The organism is Paenalkalicoccus suaedae, assembly GCF_006965545.2.
Classification (GTDB): Bacteria; Bacillota; Bacilli; order Bacillales; family Salisediminibacteriaceae; genus Paenalkalicoccus; species Paenalkalicoccus suaedae.
Window position 1 is genome coordinate 2,667,126 of the sequence record NZ_CP041372.2, and the last position, 17,296, is coordinate 2,684,421.

Here is a 17,296-nt window from a genome sequence, read left to right on the forward strand (position 1 = left end):
ACGGAATTTTGATGAAGTTCATTTGCTCAACATTTCACAATGATAACCCTTTCACTGACTATAATAGCATACTTCCCCAAAACTGCTAGAAGATTTTTATGTCTGCTTATTAGATCGCTTATCTGACTCACTTTGTCTAAGATAAAGATTCTTTACTCTCAATTGCCCAAGGGCCAGTTGGCTTAGAGCTTTACTCCCTATTCATAAAGACTTTGCTTCACTCTATAAAGGTTTGCATCAAAGCATCTATCCAGTGCGTCACTCAGCTCTTCGTTTGCTACAAGCACGTGACTACACGCAATTACTATTCCCAACTGTCCCCCGCACTTCTCTCCAAACAACATACAAAATAGCCGCCCCCCTTTTCCACATTAAAAGGGTAACGGCTATTTTTTTTGAACAGATTTGACAATATCAAGCATCAGCGTCGTTTCATCTTTCATCTCTGTAGCATGCATCACACTCATCAAAGAGACGGTATCAATATTGACGACTACCTCGTACGTTTCTTTATCAAAAGGATTTACGACTAGCTTTCCTGTTCGATCGGCAGAACCAAGTTCAGCAATAACAGGAGCTTCGTCCGTACTAAAGTCTTCGTTTATCAATTGATCCTCAACTGGTGAATCTAAAAATAAGATATACACGTTCTCGCTCATTGTAAGCATATACGTTTGTTCATCTATTTCTTCCACCGTTGCGTCTTCAGGCAAGTACAAGTTAAGGTGATGATGTCTAGTTGTCGTTGTTTGTGGTTCTTCGTCTAAATTTGCTTCTAGCGCCTGTACAACTTCGTTTAAGGCTTGCTCGTTCCCCATGTCACAACCGACTAAAAAAAACGTGATTAAAAGCAAAGGAAATAGTCTTAGCACGAATAACACTCCCTTCGTCAAACAATAGCATATCATAAAACAATTAGCCCTGTGTCCGTATTTTATAAAAAACTGATGTTTTTTTCTTACAATTAACGGGTAAAAAATAAGGACTATGTCATAGGAGGCACTAAAAATGGAACTAACCGTTTATTTAGCAGGACAAATTCACGATGACTGGAGAAAAAAACTGAAAGACAAAGCATCCCAAAAAAATCTACCAATAACCTTTGTTGGACCAATGGAAAACCACGATCGTTCCGATAATATTGGAGAAGAAATATTAGGCAAGCAACCTAATGCGATAATAAAAGATGATGTTGCATCTCAGTTTAATAATTTGCGAACTAGGGTCCTCATGCAAAAAGCCGATGTTGTCATTGCATTATTTGGAGAATCGTATAAGCAGTGGAATAGTGCGCTTGATGCAGGAAATGCCATCTCCCTCAATAAGCCACTTATTTTAGTAAGACCAGAAGAGTTGCACCATCCTCTAAAAGAGATCTCTGAGCGAGCTCAAGTTACTGTAACTGATGTGGATCAGGCTCTAGAAGCTCTGGCCTATATTTTTGCGACAGAATAACGAAGTGAAGAGGTTAAGATATACAGTATGTTACATCATATTTAAGGAACCGATGCAACATGTCGGTTCTTTTTTATGCATGAAATGTTGAGCGTATATTAAGAGAGCTGGTATACGGGTGACTACGAACTGCTACACGTGACTTTGTGATAACCGAGCTTCGTTTTGGGATAACTGCACGCCATGAACGGATTACCGTGCCCCGTTCCCGGATAACCGCACACCACCAACGGATAACTCATCCTTTTCTCCATTTCCTTGCACGAAAAAAAGACCGGGACAAGGTAATCACCATCACCTTTGTCCCAGCCCCAGCCTCAAAAAACTTATACGTTATCGCGAATGCTCGCCAACGTCGTTTTATCTGTATTTTTAACAAGTGTTTTTATTAGCTCTTTCGCCGCTGCGTAATCATCCACGTGAATAATCGATGCTGCTGTATGAATATATCTCGAGCAAATCCCGATTACCGCTGAAGGAACACCACTGTTTGACATATGCACGCGACCAGCGTCCGTTCCGCCTTGTGAGACAAAGAATTGATAAGGAATATTGTTCGATTCAGCCGTATCTAAGATAAACTCACGCATTCCTCTATGTGTCACCATCGTACGGTCTAAAATGCGCAATAACGCTCCATGTCCAAGCTTACCGAATGCGTCTTTACCACCCGTAGCATCGTTAGCTGGGCTTGCATCTAACGCATAAAAAATATCTGGCTTAATTAAGTTAGCTGCCGTCTGTGCTCCACGTAGCCCAACTTCTTCTTGTACAGTAGCACCAGAATATAGCGTATTTGGTAGCGTCTCACCGTGAAGCTCTTTTAAGAGCTCGATGGCAAGTCCAACACCGTACCTGTTATCCCATGCTTTTGCCATAATTTTTTTCTCGTTCGCCATCTTTTCCATTGGGCAAATAGGAACGATTTGTTGACCTGGCTTTACACCGGCACGAATGGCATCCTCTTTATCGTCCGCTCCAATGTCCACGTACATATTCTTAATCTCCATCGGCTTGTTACGCTTCGCTTCGTCTAATAAATGTGGAGGGATTGATCCTATAACACCCAAGACTGGGCCATTATCTGTAATGATATGTAGTCGTTGCGCAAGTAACACTTGAGACCACCAGCCACCGAGTGTTTGGAAATGAATAAGACCTTTTTCATCAATATGCGTCACCATAAACCCAACTTCGTCCATGTGACCTGCTACCATGACTTTTGGTCCATCACCTTTTTTAACGCCAAACACGCTGCCTAGACGGTCTTGAATGATCTCATCGCTATATTTCTCTAATTCACCTTTGACATATCGTCTAACTTGATGCTCAAACCCGGGAGCACCAGGCAAGCCTGTTAATGTTTCAAACATCGAATACGTATCCTGATTCATTGCTTCCACTCCTCTGTTAAATTACATTCCCTACTAGTTTAACGAATTTTTTAATAACTCGCCACTTTTTTCGGAAACCGAAATTTATCACTCAAATAAAAGTATTGCTCAATCATTGGCATTCTTCTCATAATTCGCTATACTGTAGACAGAATATGTGAACGAAGAGAGGGTGTTTTGTATGAGTTGGAAGCGTTTTGCTGCTGGCGTAGGAGCCGGTGTAGCAGTAACCATGATCGCAAAAAGCACGTTAGATAAATCGGAGTCAAAGCTATCGCCTGAAAAAGCGCTAAAGCTAGTAAAGAAAAAAGCAAATGAATTAGGTACCGTCGAAGGCTCGTGGGTACATATGATCACAGAACAGCACGAAAGTGATCACCTCATGTATGATGTGTATCGCGGTGGAATCACACTTGCCGAAGAGGATGGCCAAGTCTCTGCCTATGAATTTTATGTAGATGCAGAAACTGGAACTATTTTAACCTTTAAAAAACAAGACTAATAAAAACGGATGGAAGCATCAGCCTCCATCCGTTTTTCTATTCTTTTAAAAGCGAATCAATTATTTCTTTTCCGTCTTGACTAAATCGTAACGCACGATACTTATAATCGTGATAAAACATAATCCAATCCTCATTCTGAATAGCTGGCGCCACAAATTGCTGCTTTTTTTCAATAGAATCCATTGGATAGTCGTCGTACGCGAGTACCCAGAGAACATTTTGATGCGCATGAGTTGGCATAATGTCCGCAAAGTGCCAAATATCTCTCTCACCACGTGTAATGTGAATGATGCTATGACCTGCGCTATGCCCACCCGTATGTAATTGTTTAACACCTGGTACGATCTCATGCTCACTATTAAACGTTTTTACTTGGTGTGCAATAGCATCCCAGTTCTCTTTAAAATACGTATTTTTAGAACGTATATTTGGATTACGCATCTCTTCCCATTCAATTTCCTGCACCCAAATCGTCGCGTTAGGAAAGGCCGGCTTTCTCTCTCCATCTACCTCTGTCGTAAGACCTGACGCATGGTCAAAGTGCATATGGGTCATGAGCACATCATCAATGTCTGCTAAAGTCAATCCTAGCTCTTTTAGCCCCACTTCCAAAGAAGCCTCCTCGGTCACTCCATAGTTTCGAAGTTGCTTCTCATTTAATCTACCATTCCCAATCCCTGCTTCAAGCAAGATATTCTTCCCGTCTACTTGGATGAGAATAGGATCTGTCCGCAGTTCAATTTGGTTTGCATCATTTGCAGGGTATTTTTTTGACCAAAGCGGACGTGGAACAACACCAAACATTGCACCTCCGTCCATATGCGTCACGCCACCATTTAACCACGTTAACGTTGTATCTTCGCTAATTTTCCACTGCTCTTGCGCCATGCACGATCCCACCTTTATTTTTTCGAGTGAAGCCGAGCCTCCAACCGATAAATACGCATGCCATTTGACGAAAATTTTTGCTCATACTCTGTCATAATATTGTTCTTCATTCCACTATTGTGTAAGTCTAAGCTAACATTTTTTACATAAAAACCGTACTCTGTTAAGGATTCAAGCGAGTATTCAAAAAGCTGTTGATTATCTGTCTTAAAATGAATCTCGGCTCCGTCCTTCAATACTTCTTCATATTTCGCCAAAAATCCTGCATGTGTAAGCCTTCGCTTTGCATGACGGTTTTTAGGCCACGGATCCGTAAAATTAATATAGAGGCGATCGATTTCGTTTGGAGCGAAGAATTCCGTTAGTTCTGTTACATCCTGTTGTAAGAATACGAGATTATCTTTAGGTTCATTCACTGCTGTTTCTACTGCCGAAATAATCACGCTCTCGTATTTTTCTACGCCAATAATATTGGCATTCTCTGCCTTTGCAAGCTCATTGACAAAGCGTCCTTTACCAGTGCCAACCTCTACGTAGAGTGGTTGATCGATTCCAAAACGTTCTTTCCATGCACCTCTAATTGCTTTTGGATTCTGCTCGACAATTTTAGGATGACTGTTAATAAAGTCTTTCGCCCATGGTTTGTTTCTAAGTCGCATCGTTCTATCTCTCCCTTTATTCGCTTGTAAATGACGCACAAAAAAACGGCTAAGCTTAGCATAGTTGCTAGCTCGGCTCGTTTTTTAACTCATTATACTTAAATCGATGATTCATCTTTCTTTTTCACTAAATCTCCTAGCACCTGAAGCCACTTAAAGGCGCCTTCCTTATCTTGCTTTTGATGACACCAAAGCACGTGATCTGCACACTGCACAACTCTATACCATGTAATTCGCTCTCGTAAGCTATCAGTAAGTCTATGACCATAGGATGCTAAGAAGGAGTCCCATTCTTCCTTCGGAATATAATCATACAATAATGGTGCTAAATCTAGAGCAGGGTCAGCTACTTCTGCACCATCCCAATCAATAAGGAAGAGACTACCTTTATCATCTTCAATCCAGTTATTATGATGTACATCTGCATGACAAACAACATATTCTCCTGTTGTCACTCTCGGAAGCTCTGCTTGTAAAAACGCTAACGCAGCATCCATTTTTGAGTCACGAAAATGTAACGATGCTGTCTTTTGTACTACAGCGTCCAAAATCATACGCGGCTCTAATGGGTTATTACCCATCCGCTTAAACATGTCCAATAGCTCTCCTGATTGATGGATTTTCGCTAATAGCTTCGCCACTCTACTCTCTCTCATTTCCAAAGCCTTTAGCTCGCGTCCATTTACCCACTGCTGAGCTGTGATGACATCTCCACTTTCTAACCGCTTTGTCCAGAGTAGCTTCGGAACAATTCCTTCCGCTGAGAGAACCGCTAAGAAAGGTGAAGAGTTGCGCTTTATAAATATTTTTTGTTGTCCCTGTTCAGCAACATACGCCTCTCCAGTCGCACCACCGGCAGGACGAAGCTGCCAGCCTTCTCCCATGAAATGTTCCACTACATTCACCCTCATTTTTTATACACGCATTCGGTGAGTAGCTAAAGCGCCTTTACTTATATAGATAGAAAGAAACTTCCACATCTATCTGTCATAAATAAAAAGGCGCTACAGCATCATCACTTTGTTAAATTTGTCGACTATTGTACTTTCGAAACCTTATCTCATTGTAAAGAAGTTTTGCCTTTTGTTCAACTATAGACGAGATTTTTTTGCAACGAAACATTCATATTGATCCAATTCAAAGAATTCACCTACGATATTAGTCTCTTTTCGTTTATTTGAGGCTAGAACGGACCAGTCTCCAGTTGCAGGCAATTGTATTTGATACCTTCTTTTAGTTGGGTTTACGTATACGACAAAATCCTGCTTACTTGCAAGTAACGTGAATCCAAAAACTGGTGCAGGAGTTTGCAGAGGATGAAAGCGCTGATTGATCTCCGCCTTTGTATGCATGCGGAACACATCATATTTTTTTCTTACTTCTAAAAGCGATCGAATAAACGCAATGTCCTTTTCAAAGCGTGATCGTCTCTCCCAATCCAATGCGTTGACTTCATCCCCAGAGATGTAGCTATTCCCATCTCCGCCTTTCGTGCGAAAGAACTCTTGTCCTGCATGAATAAACGGGACACCCTGACTTAATATCGTGATCGCCGTCGCAAGCTTTTGCATCTCTTGCTTATCCAATAGGTCTTCATTTCGATTAGCAGAATCTATTCGATCCCAAAGCGTATGATTATCGTGCACTTCTACGTAATTAATCGTTTGAGTTACGTGCGAAACAAATGGAGGAAATGCTAGAGACTCATCGCTTGATCCTTTAAACAGTTGCTCCATCCTCTCAATGTATCGTCCTTTGCCATTCACATAGCCATACTCATAAAAGTCGAATGTATTTCCTTTTAAGGTGTCTCTGAACACATCATTAAAGAATCGAAGACCAGGCACTTTTTCCGATTGATAGCTTGTCGTTTTTTCTTCATACGGAAGGGCTGTTGCAAGCTCCCACCCTTCCCCAAGTAGCATGACTGGTTCTGGCTCCTGCTCACACCGTGAGATAATCTGTTGCATCGTCTCAATATCTGTTGCTCCCATAAGATCAAATCGAAAGCCATCGACTTGATAGTGCGAAAGCCAATAATCGATCGCATGCAAAATGAACGCTCTTCCCATCCGTTTTTCTGAAGCGAAATCATTGCCAACCCCAGTGCCATTGCTAACCTGACCTTCATGATCATAGCGGAAATAATAGCCTGGAACGAGCTGTTCAAACGGAGATTCCTCCATAATAAACACGTGGTTAAATACCACATCAACAATAATGGATAGTTGTTCTTGATGAAAGGCTGCGATCATTTCTTTTAGTTCGATTATTCGATTAAACGGATCAGTGGGGTCTGTCGAATAACTTCCTTCAGGTGTTAAGAAAAAAAGCGGATCGTACCCCCAGTTATACATATCATCTGGTGCCAGATCATCCACTCGCCCAAAATCGTTTAGTGGAAGCAGCTGTACATGCGTCACGCCTAGCTCTTTTATGTAGCTAAGTCCCGTAGAATAGCCGTCCGAAGTATTAGTATGGCGCTCTGTCAGTCCTAAATACTTCCCTTTATGCGTCACACCACTATCAGGATGAATAGTGGCATCTCGTACGTGTAACTCGTAAATCACACTATTTTGCAGGTGTCTTACCTTTGGTCTAGTTGATGTATCGAACGCATGAGATCGAACTTGTGTGGAATCATATACGACAGCTGCCAGACTGTTTGTCGTAACAGCTTTTGCATAAGGGTCTACGATTTGCTCCACTTCTCCATATATAGTTGCTTCGTAAACGTATGATGCTCCGTGAGCGTTTTTATGAAGCGTAAACTCATACACGCCTCGATCTAGCTTTTTCATGGCATACCGAGCACCATCAATTTTCACATTTATCGAAGAAGCCACTGGACTCCAAACACGGAACAATGTTGCGCTGTCTGATGGGATCGCTCCATATTCTAAATCGTCCGCTCTAAATGCTTTATCAAATGCATCTGATCTGACAACGCCTCTTAAGTAAACGGGATAAGAGATATCATTAATTTCTACCGTTAAGTCCCGTGATACATCTACTTCTATGTCAATAAAATAGAGCCAGGATCCACCATTCACCATTTGTTGATAGGCGGCAGTATAGCTAGTAGTTGGAGATTTAACTGTGAGAGTAAAAGGTCGTTGGATATCTGCTGCGTCAACTGTAATAAACTGAATGTCATCTAACCATACTTTGGTTTGGCTCATACTAATTACCTCATCTCGTTTGTAGTCTAGTTCTTTATTCTACATCTATCTTTCCCTACTCGCTTTGTCTCTAAGCGACTACTTATAAGCCGATTTTACTGGAGTTTAAGAAAAAAGGTGAAAATTAGACAATTTTATCACAATTCTGAAAGGTATTTTTACTTTTGTATCGAATGTATAGAATTAGAAGATTTCTATGCTTAAATTGAAAGGACTGATTTCTTTGACAGTAGACATCCTAGAAGAAGACATATACCTCTTTCATCAGGGAACTCATTTTCACTCCTATCAATTTCTCGGCTGCCACTTTGTGCAGGATCAAACAAAAAGAGGCTACCGATTTGCCGTTTGGGCTCCACATGCAACACACGTCGAAGTTGCTGGCGACTTTAATAATTGGAACGGCTCCTCCCACTCTCTTGAAAAAGTAAATGCTGCAGGATTATGGACCGGGTTCTTCACTGATATCCCGGCGCAAACTCCTTACAAGTATCACCTCTATCATGAAAGCGGATGGAATGGTCTTAAAGCGGACCCATACGCCTTTCAATCAGAGCTTCGTCCGAAGACAGCGTCATTAACCCCACATTCTTCTGTATATGAGTGGGGAGATAATGAATGGCAGTCAAACAGGCAACATTACACTCCCTATGAATCTCCTATTTCCATCTACGAGCTCCATTTTGGGACCTGGAAGCAAAAAGAGGATGGCTCCTACTATACGTATGCGGAAATGGCAGATGTGCTTCTTCCATACATACAAAATTTAGGTTATACCCATATCGAACTTATGCCATTGTCTGAGCACCCCTTTGATTTATCATGGGGATATCAAATTACTGGTTACTATTCTGTCACAAGTAGATATGGAACACCAGATGAGTTTCGCTATTTCGTCGATAAGTGTCATCAAGCAAATATTGGCGTCATTATGGATTGGGTGCCAGGGCATTTTTGCAAGGATGAACACGGTCTTAGACAATTTGATGGAGAGCCGCTCTTCGAGTACAAGGATCCATTAAAAGCGGATAAACCGTCATGGGGCACATTGACGTTTGATTTTGGTAGACCAGAGGTACAAAGCTTTCTTATTTCAAATGCCCTCTTCTGGCTAAAAGAATTTCACATTGATGGGATTCGCGTGGATGCCGTTGCGAGCATGATCTATTTAAATTTTGATCGCCTAGATGATGATCCTGAAATAAAAAATACGTATGGTGAAGAAGAAAACTTAGAAGCAATTGCCTTTTTAAAAAAGTTAAATGAAGCGGTATTTGCATTTGACGAACATATTTTAATGATGGCAGAAGATAGCTCCGACGTTCCACTCATTACTTCTCCCACCTATGTAGGCGGGCTAGGTTTTAACTTTAAATGGAATATGGGTTGGATGAATGACATGCTCAAATACATGGAAATGGATCCAATTCACCGTAAATGGAATCACCACCTCTTAACATTTTCCTACATGTATACGTACAGTGAGAATTTTGTTTTGCCACTATCGCACGACGAGGTTGTCCACGGCAAGAAGTCGTTAGTGAATAAGATGCCTGGAGACCAATGGCAACAATTTGCTCAGCTTCGTCTCTTGTATGGATACATGATGGCACACCCAGGAAAGAAACTTCTCTTTATGGGTGGTGAATTCGCGCAGTATATAGAGTGGAAGGATCAGGAAGATTTAGACTGGCACCTTCTTAAATATCCGTTGCACGATGCCATGAAGACTTATGTAAAAGAGCTAAATCATTTTTATAAAGATTCGCCCGCGCTTTATGTTTATGATCATGATCCTAAAGGCTTTGAATGGATAGATCCAGATAATAAAGATCAAAGTATTGTGGCCTTCATGAGGAAGGGCGAAACCGATCAAGATACACTCATTATTCTTTGTAATTTCACACCAAACGTGTACTACGATTATAAAGTCGGAGTTCCTAGTCCAGGAACGTATCAGGAGATTTTTAACTCTGATACAGATAGGTTCGGAGGGTCTCATCAACTTAATTCAGATGAACACTTTAGTTTCCCCCAGAAATGGCATGGGCTTGATCAGCATATCAAAATAAAAGTTCCACCTTTTGCACTAACTGTTCTACAAAAGCGACCAGAAGAAATGACTAACAACGAGGAGGAATTAGCATGAAGAAGGAAATCGTAGGTATGCTCTTAGCTGGAGGAGAAGGAAAGCGTTTAGGACTACTAACAAAAAGCTTAGCAAAGCCAGCCGTGCCATTTGGAGGGAAGTACCGCATTATTGACTTTACCCTATCAAACTGTTCGAATTCAGGAATCCATACTGTCGGGGTGTTGACGCAGTATTCTCCACTTATCTTAAACAAGCATATTGGGATCGGTAAACCTTGGGATTTAGACCGTCAGCAGGACGGAGTCGCAATCCTCTCCCCTTATACGGCAAAAGAAGGTGGGTCTTGGTATACAGGAACTGCCGATGCTATTTACCAAAACATCCATTACATTGATCAGTATGATCCAGAATATATTCTTGTAATCTCAGGCGACCATATTTATCAAATGGATTATGATGACCTATTAGATCATCACAAAGAAAATGACTCAGATGCAACGATCTCGGTTATTGAAGTGCCATGGGAAGAAGCATCTCGTTTCGGGATTTTAAATACAAACGACGATCTTGAGATTTACGAATTTGACGAGAAGCCCGCTAACCCTAAAAGTAATTTAGCATCCATGGGCATTTATATTTTTAACTGGAAGGCCCTTCGCTCTTACTTAGTAAACGATGCAACGATCGAAAACAGCGATCACGACTTCGGAAAAGACATTATTCCTGCGATGCTAAATGATGGGAAGAGAATGTACGCGTATCGCTTCCAAGGCTATTGGAAGGATGTAGGAACAATCCAAAGCTATTGGGAAGCAAACATGGACCTTTTAGAAGAAGATCTATCTGTTTCGTTAAATAATAAAGAATGGCGCACCTATTCACAGGATACGAACTACCCTCCTCAATTTATTGATGAGCAAGCAATCGTGGAAAACTCCTTAATTAACTCAGGCTCATGGATTAGTGGCCACATTAAAAATTCTATTCTCTTTGAAGGAATCGAAGTTGGCTCCAAGTCATTTGTAACGGAATCGATCTTGCATCCTGAAGTGAAAGTTGGACAAAACTGTACGATTAAGCGAGCGATTATTATGGAGCACGTAGTTATTCCTGACGGGACAGTCATCGATGGCGAAAAAGAGGAAGAACCAATCGTTATTGATGCAAACTATGTCTCACAGCTGATAAACAACTAGAGGAGGAATCAATCATGGCAAAATTAATGGGCTTAATTAACTTGGAGCATGAACATGACTTTTTAAACGAACTAACATATTTCCGATGCGGAGCAGCAACGCCTTTTGGCGGACGTTACCGATTGATTGATTTCACCCTATCTAACATGACAAAAACCTCCATAGAAGAGGTAGCTATTTTCACCTCAAATAAATATCGTTCTTTGATGGACCATCTTGGTACAGGAGCAGACTGGGATTTAGCACGCAGACACGGTGGTCTCTTCATCCTCCCTCCAGACTGGAATGATCCAACTGATATTTCTCGCGGAGACTTAAAGCATTTCCATAATAACCGTGATTATTTCCACCGCTCAAAAGCAGAGCACGTCTTAATTTCTGGTAGTCAATTTATTGCAAACACAGATTACGATGCGGCTTTTGCGTATCACCTTGAAAGAGATGCCGATGTTACGTGTATATCCGTTGGCGTAAACGAGTGCTTACCTGAGCACGCCTCTCAGCTACGCATTGAGGCTAGTTCGGATGGCTGGATTCAAAAGCTTACGAATGATCTTCAAAACCAGCATGTGTTTACTGGCGTATACATTATTAAAAAAGAGGTATTAATGAAGCTCATTGACGAATGTATCGCCTATCATAAGGATCATTTCTTCTTAAATGGTGTGAATAGTAATTTAGATTCTTTAAAGGTGCAATACTTCAAGTACGAAGGATACTCTATTTTTGTTAACTCTGTAGAAAGCTTCTTTAGACATAATATGAATCTACTTAAGCCTACTACCTATAAGGGTCTCTTTTTCCAAAACTCCTTTGTTCATACAAAAATCAGCAACGAGCCCCCAGTGAAATACCGCGAGAGCGCTGAAGTCACAGGCTCTTTACTCGCAAACGGATGCGTTGTAGAAGGGAATGTAGAAAATAGCTTGCTATTTAGAGGCGTTAAGGTTAAAAATGGAGCTACCATAAAAAATTCTATCATCATGCAACGATGTACGATCGAAGAGGGCGTTCATTTAGAAAATGTCATCCTTGATAAGGATGTCGTTGTCACAAGTGGACAAACGTTAATGGGATCAAAGGAAATGCCTTACGTAGTTGCGAAGAGAAAGACAATCTAATGATCATCACCCAAAGAATGTCCCACCACTGACGGTTTGGGACATTCTGATGTTGAGAGACTTTTTACTGATAAAGGAGATAAGATACGATGAAAAATGTGTTATTTGCGGCTTCTGAATGCACCCCCTTTATTAAGACAGGTGGACTAGCTGATGTCATTGGGTCACTTCCTCAAGCACTTAAGGCAGGCAATCACGCTCACGTTCAGGTGATTTTGCCGCTTTACGAGGCTATTCCAGAGGAGTATAAAAAAGAGCTTTCTCATGTAGCCACTTTCCAAGTTCCTGTCGGTTGGAGAAACCAGCAGGCTCACTTGCTCAAGCTTGAGCACGATGCAATTACGTATTATTTCATTGCGAACGACTACTATTTTGCCCGTGGTGGTACATACGGCTACCATGATGATGGCGAACGCTTTATTTTCTTTAGTAGAGCTATTATAGAAGCCTTTCCTTATTTAGAAGTGGCTGTAGACATCCTCCACTGTCACGATTGGCAAACAGGTCTTGCGGTTGCATTTGCAAAAACAATTCCGCCAACACCTAATTTACAGACAGTCTTTACGATTCATAATATTCAATATCAAGGGTATATGCCTCACACCGCATTTGGTGATTTGATTAGTATTCCTATTGAGCATTTCCCGGGCTTTGAATGGCAAGGGATGATCAATTGCATGAAGGCAGGTTTATTTCATGCGGATAAAATCACGACAGTAAGTCCAAGCTATGCCGAAGAAATTAAGCAACCTTACTATAGCGAAGGCCTTCACCCTATTTTACATGAACGTGATGCGGATATTGTTGGTGTCATCAACGGAATTGACACAAATGAGTATAATCCGATGAAGGACCCTCATATTGAAGTTCCGTTTAAGACTTCTCGCAAGAAAAAACAGGAGAATAAAACACTTTTACAAGAAGAACTAGGTCTTGATGTTGACGCGGACAAACCACTATTCGTTGCTATATCTCGTCTAGTTGAGCAAAAGGGATTCCATTTACTTGAGCATATTATGGAGGACTTTTTGCAAGAGGATGTCCAAGTGATCATTTTAGGTACAGGCGACCAAGCTTTTGAGCACTCCTTTTCCTATTTCGCCGGAAAATACCCACGTAAAATGGCAACGATCCTGCGATTTAGTGAAGCAATGGCAAGAAAGCTTTATGCGAGTGCCGATTTCTTCCTCATGCCATCTAAGTTTGAACCGTGTGGCTTATCACAGCTCATCTCTCTTCAATATAAGACTGTCCCTATCGTCAGAGAGACTGGTGGCCTAAAAGATACTGTTACTCCATTCAATCAGGATACGGGAGAAGGTAACGGATTTAGCTTTGCAAACTATAATGCTCATGAGCTCCTTCATACGATGCACTATGCCCTATCGATTTATCATGATAGTAAACAATGGAAGCAACTTTTAAAGAACGTTAATAAGAGTCAGTTTAGCTGGAAAGATTCCGCTAGCTCCTATGCTGATATTTACCGGTCACTCATCTAAAGGGAGGAAACAAGATGTCTACTCATACAAAAGAAAGCTTCCAAAAGCTAGTTGAAGAAAAGCTCCAGCGAAATCGTCGTAAAACTATGGATAACGCAAGCGACCAAGATCTTTATTATGCCATTGCAGCCGTTGTTACTGACGAGATTACGCCAAACTGGCTTGCTACTGATCAAGCACTAAAGGACAACCAAACAAGACAGGTTTATTATCTCTCGATGGAGTTTCTTATTGGACGATTAATTGAGAGTAACCTACAAAACTGTGGCATGCTAACTATATGTAATGAACTCTTAGAGGACTTAGGACGCTCGCCTGATGATGTCTATAAACACGAGCATGATGCAGGCCTTGGTAACGGTGGTTTAGGTAGACTTGCTGCATGCTTCTTAGACTCTATGGCATCGTTAAAATACCCTGGTCATGGCAGTGGAATTAGATATAGATATGGACTATTTGAACAACGCATTATTCACGGGAACCAAGTAGAGCTCCCTGACTATTGGCTAAAAGAAGAGTATCCGTGGGAAATACGTAAAAGTGATGATGCCCTTAACGTTCAGTTTGGTGGGCACGTTCATATGCATAAAAAGCAGGATGATACGCTCGAATTCTCTTATGAAGGTGCGGATGTCGTTGTAGCAGTTCCTTATGATGTACCCGTTGTCGGCTATCAAAATAACACGGTAAACTCCTTAAGACTTTGGAGTGCAGAGCTTCCTCCCCAGCATGAAAGCTATGAGCCAAATGCTGAAAATAAATACTATCATCACCTTGACCATATGCGCTCTGTTGAACAAATTTCCGGCTTTTTATATCCAGACGATTCTAATTATGAGGGGAAAGAGCTACGATTAAAGCAACAGTACTTCCTAGTCTCTGCAACAATCCAAAATATTGTTCGTAAATACAAACGATATATGGAGACGCCTCTCTCCGATTTTCATAAAAAAGTAGCGATCCAAATCAATGATACGCACCCAAGCTTAGCAGTACCTGAGCTCATGAGAATATTAATGGATCAAGAAGGATTCAGCTGGGATGAAGCATGGGAGATCACGCGCAACACAATCGCGTACACGAATCATACGACGCTGAGTGAAGCGTTAGAAAAATGGCCGACGGATATGATTAAATCTCTTCTTCCACGCATTTATATGATTATCGATGAGATTAACGAGCGCTTCTGTAAAGGTATTTGGTTTGATCACCCAGAGTTGCGCGAAACGATTCCGGAGCTTGCTGTCATTGCGGAAGATCAAGTGCATATGGCGAGACTCGCGATTGTTGGTAGCTTTAGTGTCAATGGAGTAGCGAAGCTTCATACAGAGATATTAAAGAAGCAGGAGATGAAGAATTTTTATTCACTCTATCCTTCTAAGTTTAACAATAAAACGAACGGCATCACGCATAGACGCTGGCTCCTTCAGGTGAATCCTCGTCTATCGTCTGTTATTACAGACGCTATTGGTCCCCAGTGGATTTCACAGCCTAACAAATTAATTGGTCTAATGAGATATTCGAACGATCTGCCGTTCCTTGATAAAATTGAGGAAGTAAAGCGAGCGAATAAGCAGGACCTTGCGAAGGTGATTAAGGATCGTACTGGCGTCATCGTAAATGAAGATTCGATTTTTGATGTACAAATTAAACGCCTGCATGAATATAAACGCCAGTTACTTAATATCTTTCACGTCATTTATCTTTATAATGAGATTAAAGAGAATCCTTCATTAGATATCGTGCCTCGAACGTTTATTTTTGCTGCTAAGGCGGCGCCTGGCTACTATATGGCGAAGGAAGTTATTAAGCTGATTCATCACGTTGCTTCTGTCGTTAACTACGATAAGGATATTGGCGATAAGATTAAAGTGATTTTCCTCGAGAATTATAACGTTAGTTTGGCGGAAAAGATTATTCCTGCTGCTGAAATATCGGAACAAATCTCGACAGCTAGTAAAGAGGCTTCTGGTACAGGTAATATGAAGATGATGATGAACGGCGCCCTTACTGTAGGAACGCTTGATGGAGCTAACATCGAGATAAAAGATCTTGTTGGTAATGATAATATCTTTATCTTTGGTCTCACGTCTGATGAGGTGTTGGATTACTATAAATACGGTGGATACAATGCCAACGATTTATATCGCACGGATGACCGCATAAGACTTGTGTTGGATCAGTTAAAGCACGGTCGTTTCGGTTCTCAAGAGATTGAGTTTAAAGACATTTACTATCATATCTTAACGAATAATGATCCGTACTTTGTGCTGAAGGACTTTGATCCGTATATTGAGTCGCATGAATTAATTGAGAGAAGCTATCGTTATCAGAGACAGTGGTCGCGAATGAGTGTCACGAACATTGCGTATTCTGGTAAGTTTTCAAGTGATCGTACGATCCACGAGTATGCGTCTGAGATCTGGAAGATCCAGTCGCAGCAGTAAGAGAGTATTTATAAGAGTTAGTGAGCCTTTCCTTTTATAAGGGAGGGCTTTTTTGTTTTGGTTGAAGAGGCGCGTGTCGCGACCTTTTTGCACACCAGCATAGTGGAATGCACGTCGCGGAGTGCGAAATGCACACGGTCAAATTTAATGCACACGATCGAGGGTAAATTGCAGACAGCGCGACCTTATTTGCACACTAGCATAGTGGAAATGCACGTCGCGAACCACGGAATGCACACGGTCAAATTTAATGCACACGATCGAAGGTAAATTGCAGACAGCGCGACCTTATTTGCACACTAGCATAGTGGAAATGCACGTCGCGGACCACGTAATGCAGACGGTCAAAATTAATGCACATAGAACAGGGTGAATTGCAGACAACGCGATAAAGAATGCACAGGGACAAGGTGAAAATGCACGCCGCGGACCGTGAAATGCACAAGGTCAAATTTAATGCACACGGTCAAAAAGAATGCCTGACTCCACTACTCGATTTTCTCCTTAAAAGTAAAAAAAGCAGTAAACGCTACTCATCCAGCGTTTACTGCTTTTTAGTTTGTAGAAAGAGAGTGTTAGCTCCCTTTATTTTCTGCTACCCATGTCTGCAAGGATTCGTCTATATGCCATTTTTCTTCGACAGACATCGGTGGTTCAATATGATATTGCTTGTAGGCGCGAATGAATGCGTCTTGCTGACGCTCGTCCATTAGTTGCTCTAGGTCAGCCAGCGCTTCTCGAATCGTTCCAGCATATACGAGTAAATCCGTTTGCTGTGGCTGAATTTCTATTCCTGTACTTCCTCTCCAGTCAAACACTCGACGAATAGAAAGGTGTAATGTATCTCGTTCTGTCAC

Annotated in this window: 14 protein-coding genes; 7 read left to right on the plus strand and 7 right to left on the minus strand. The window is 41.4% G+C overall.

Annotation, left to right across the window (positions count from 1 at the left end; translation table 11 throughout):
* Positions 1-386: 386 nt before the first annotated feature.
* Positions 387-872, minus strand: a complete 486-nt coding sequence (locus FLK61_RS14355; RefSeq protein WP_176010079.1) for a hypothetical protein — start codon at positions 870-872, stop codon at positions 387-389.
* Between the two features lie 136 nt (positions 873-1,008).
* On the opposite strand from FLK61_RS14355, the gene FLK61_RS14360 reads away from it, so the two are divergent.
* Complete coding sequence (locus FLK61_RS14360; protein ID WP_176010080.1) at positions 1,009-1,455, plus strand: YtoQ family protein; 447 nt, start codon at positions 1,009-1,011, stop codon at positions 1,453-1,455.
* Between the two features lie 326 nt (positions 1,456-1,781).
* Here the strand turns inward: FLK61_RS14360 and FLK61_RS14365 are convergent, their stop codons facing one another.
* Entirely contained in the window at positions 1,782-2,849 is a 1,068-nt protein-coding gene (locus FLK61_RS14365; protein ID WP_176010081.1) for a M42 family metallopeptidase, read from the minus strand.
* Between the two features lie 181 nt (positions 2,850-3,030).
* Here FLK61_RS14365 and FLK61_RS14370 point away from each other — a divergent pair, with 181 nt between their 5' ends.
* Entirely contained in the window at positions 3,031-3,351 is a 321-nt protein-coding gene (locus FLK61_RS14370) for a PepSY domain-containing protein (RefSeq protein WP_176010082.1), read from the plus strand.
* Between the two features lie 37 nt (positions 3,352-3,388).
* Here the strand turns inward: FLK61_RS14370 and FLK61_RS14375 are convergent, their stop codons facing one another.
* From FLK61_RS14375 to pulA, 4 genes are all read right to left on the minus strand, one after another.
* Positions 3,389-4,240 carry a YtnP family quorum-quenching lactonase gene (locus tag FLK61_RS14375; RefSeq protein ID WP_176010083.1) on the minus strand — a complete coding sequence of 284 codons (852 nt, stop codon included), beginning with the start codon at positions 4,238-4,240 and terminating at the stop codon, positions 3,389-3,391.
* 14 nt (positions 4,241-4,254) lie between these two features.
* On the minus strand, positions 4,255-4,899 hold the full coding sequence (trmB, locus tag FLK61_RS14380) for a tRNA (guanosine(46)-N7)-methyltransferase TrmB (RefSeq protein ID WP_176010084.1): 645 nt from the start codon (positions 4,897-4,899) through the stop codon (positions 4,255-4,257).
* A gap of 98 nt (positions 4,900-4,997) precedes the next feature.
* Positions 4,998-5,795 carry a phosphotransferase family protein gene (locus FLK61_RS14385; RefSeq protein WP_249777602.1) on the minus strand — a complete coding sequence of 266 codons (798 nt, stop codon included), beginning with the start codon at positions 5,793-5,795 and terminating at the stop codon, positions 4,998-5,000.
* Positions 5,796-5,990: 195 nt separating this feature from the next.
* Entirely contained in the window at positions 5,991-8,081 is a 2,091-nt protein-coding gene (gene pulA, locus FLK61_RS14390; RefSeq protein ID WP_176010086.1) for a type I pullulanase, read from the minus strand.
* Positions 8,082-8,304: 223 nt separating this feature from the next.
* On the opposite strand from pulA, the gene glgB reads away from it, so the two are divergent.
* From glgB to FLK61_RS14415, 5 genes are all read left to right on the plus strand, one after another.
* Positions 8,305-10,230 (plus strand): 1,4-alpha-glucan branching protein GlgB, encoded by a 1,926-nt coding sequence (gene glgB / locus FLK61_RS14395; protein WP_249777603.1) that lies wholly within the window; start codon positions 8,305-8,307, stop codon positions 10,228-10,230.
* A complete protein-coding gene (locus FLK61_RS14400) occupies positions 10,227-11,369 on the plus strand; it encodes a glucose-1-phosphate adenylyltransferase (RefSeq protein WP_283811857.1) in 1,143 nt (380 codons plus the stop codon). The genes glgB and FLK61_RS14400 overlap by 4 nt, the downstream gene beginning before the upstream one ends.
* A 14-nt stretch (positions 11,370-11,383) precedes the next feature.
* Entirely contained in the window at positions 11,384-12,490 is a 1,107-nt protein-coding gene (gene glgD / locus FLK61_RS14405; RefSeq protein ID WP_176010088.1) for a glucose-1-phosphate adenylyltransferase subunit GlgD, read from the plus strand.
* Between the two features lie 89 nt (positions 12,491-12,579).
* Positions 12,580-13,992, plus strand: a complete 1,413-nt coding sequence (glgA, locus tag FLK61_RS14410; RefSeq protein WP_176010089.1) for a glycogen synthase GlgA — start codon at positions 12,580-12,582, stop codon at positions 13,990-13,992.
* A gap of 14 nt (positions 13,993-14,006) precedes the next feature.
* Positions 14,007-16,439 carry a glycogen/starch/alpha-glucan phosphorylase gene (locus tag FLK61_RS14415; protein ID WP_176010090.1) on the plus strand — a complete coding sequence of 811 codons (2,433 nt, stop codon included), beginning with the start codon at positions 14,007-14,009 and terminating at the stop codon, positions 16,437-16,439.
* A gap of 575 nt (positions 16,440-17,014) precedes the next feature.
* Here FLK61_RS14415 and FLK61_RS14420 read toward each other — a convergent pair.
* Positions 17,015-17,296: a hypothetical protein gene (locus FLK61_RS14420; protein ID WP_176010091.1), complete on the minus strand. Its 282-nt coding sequence runs from the start codon at positions 17,294-17,296 to the stop codon at positions 17,015-17,017.

Excerpts from the sequence above, each read along its gene's own strand:
- FLK61_RS14360 (WP_176010080.1), top strand. The coding sequence starts at position 1,009 with ATGGAACTAACCGTTTATTTAGCAGGACAAATTCACGATGACTGGAGA.
- FLK61_RS14365 (WP_176010081.1), bottom strand. The coding sequence starts at position 2,849 with ATGAATCAGGATACGTATTCGATGTTTGAAACATTAACAGGCTTGCCT.
- FLK61_RS14370 (WP_176010082.1), top strand. The coding sequence starts at position 3,031 with ATGAGTTGGAAGCGTTTTGCTGCTGGCGTAGGAGCCGGTGTAGCAGTA.
- FLK61_RS14375 (WP_176010083.1), bottom strand. The coding sequence starts at position 4,240 with ATGGCGCAAGAGCAGTGGAAAATTAGCGAAGATACAACGTTAACGTGG.
- trmB (WP_176010084.1), bottom strand. The coding sequence starts at position 4,899 with ATGCGACTTAGAAACAAACCATGGGCGAAAGACTTTATTAACAGTCAT.
- pulA (WP_176010086.1), bottom strand. The coding sequence starts at position 8,081 with ATGAGCCAAACCAAAGTATGGTTAGATGACATTCAGTTTATTACAGTT.
- FLK61_RS14400 (WP_283811857.1), top strand. The coding sequence starts at position 10,227 with ATGAAGAAGGAAATCGTAGGTATGCTCTTAGCTGGAGGAGAAGGAAAG.
- glgD (WP_176010088.1), top strand. The coding sequence starts at position 11,384 with ATGGCAAAATTAATGGGCTTAATTAACTTGGAGCATGAACATGACTTT.
- glgA (WP_176010089.1), top strand. The coding sequence starts at position 12,580 with ATGAAAAATGTGTTATTTGCGGCTTCTGAATGCACCCCCTTTATTAAG.
- FLK61_RS14415 (WP_176010090.1), top strand. The coding sequence starts at position 14,007 with ATGTCTACTCATACAAAAGAAAGCTTCCAAAAGCTAGTTGAAGAAAAG.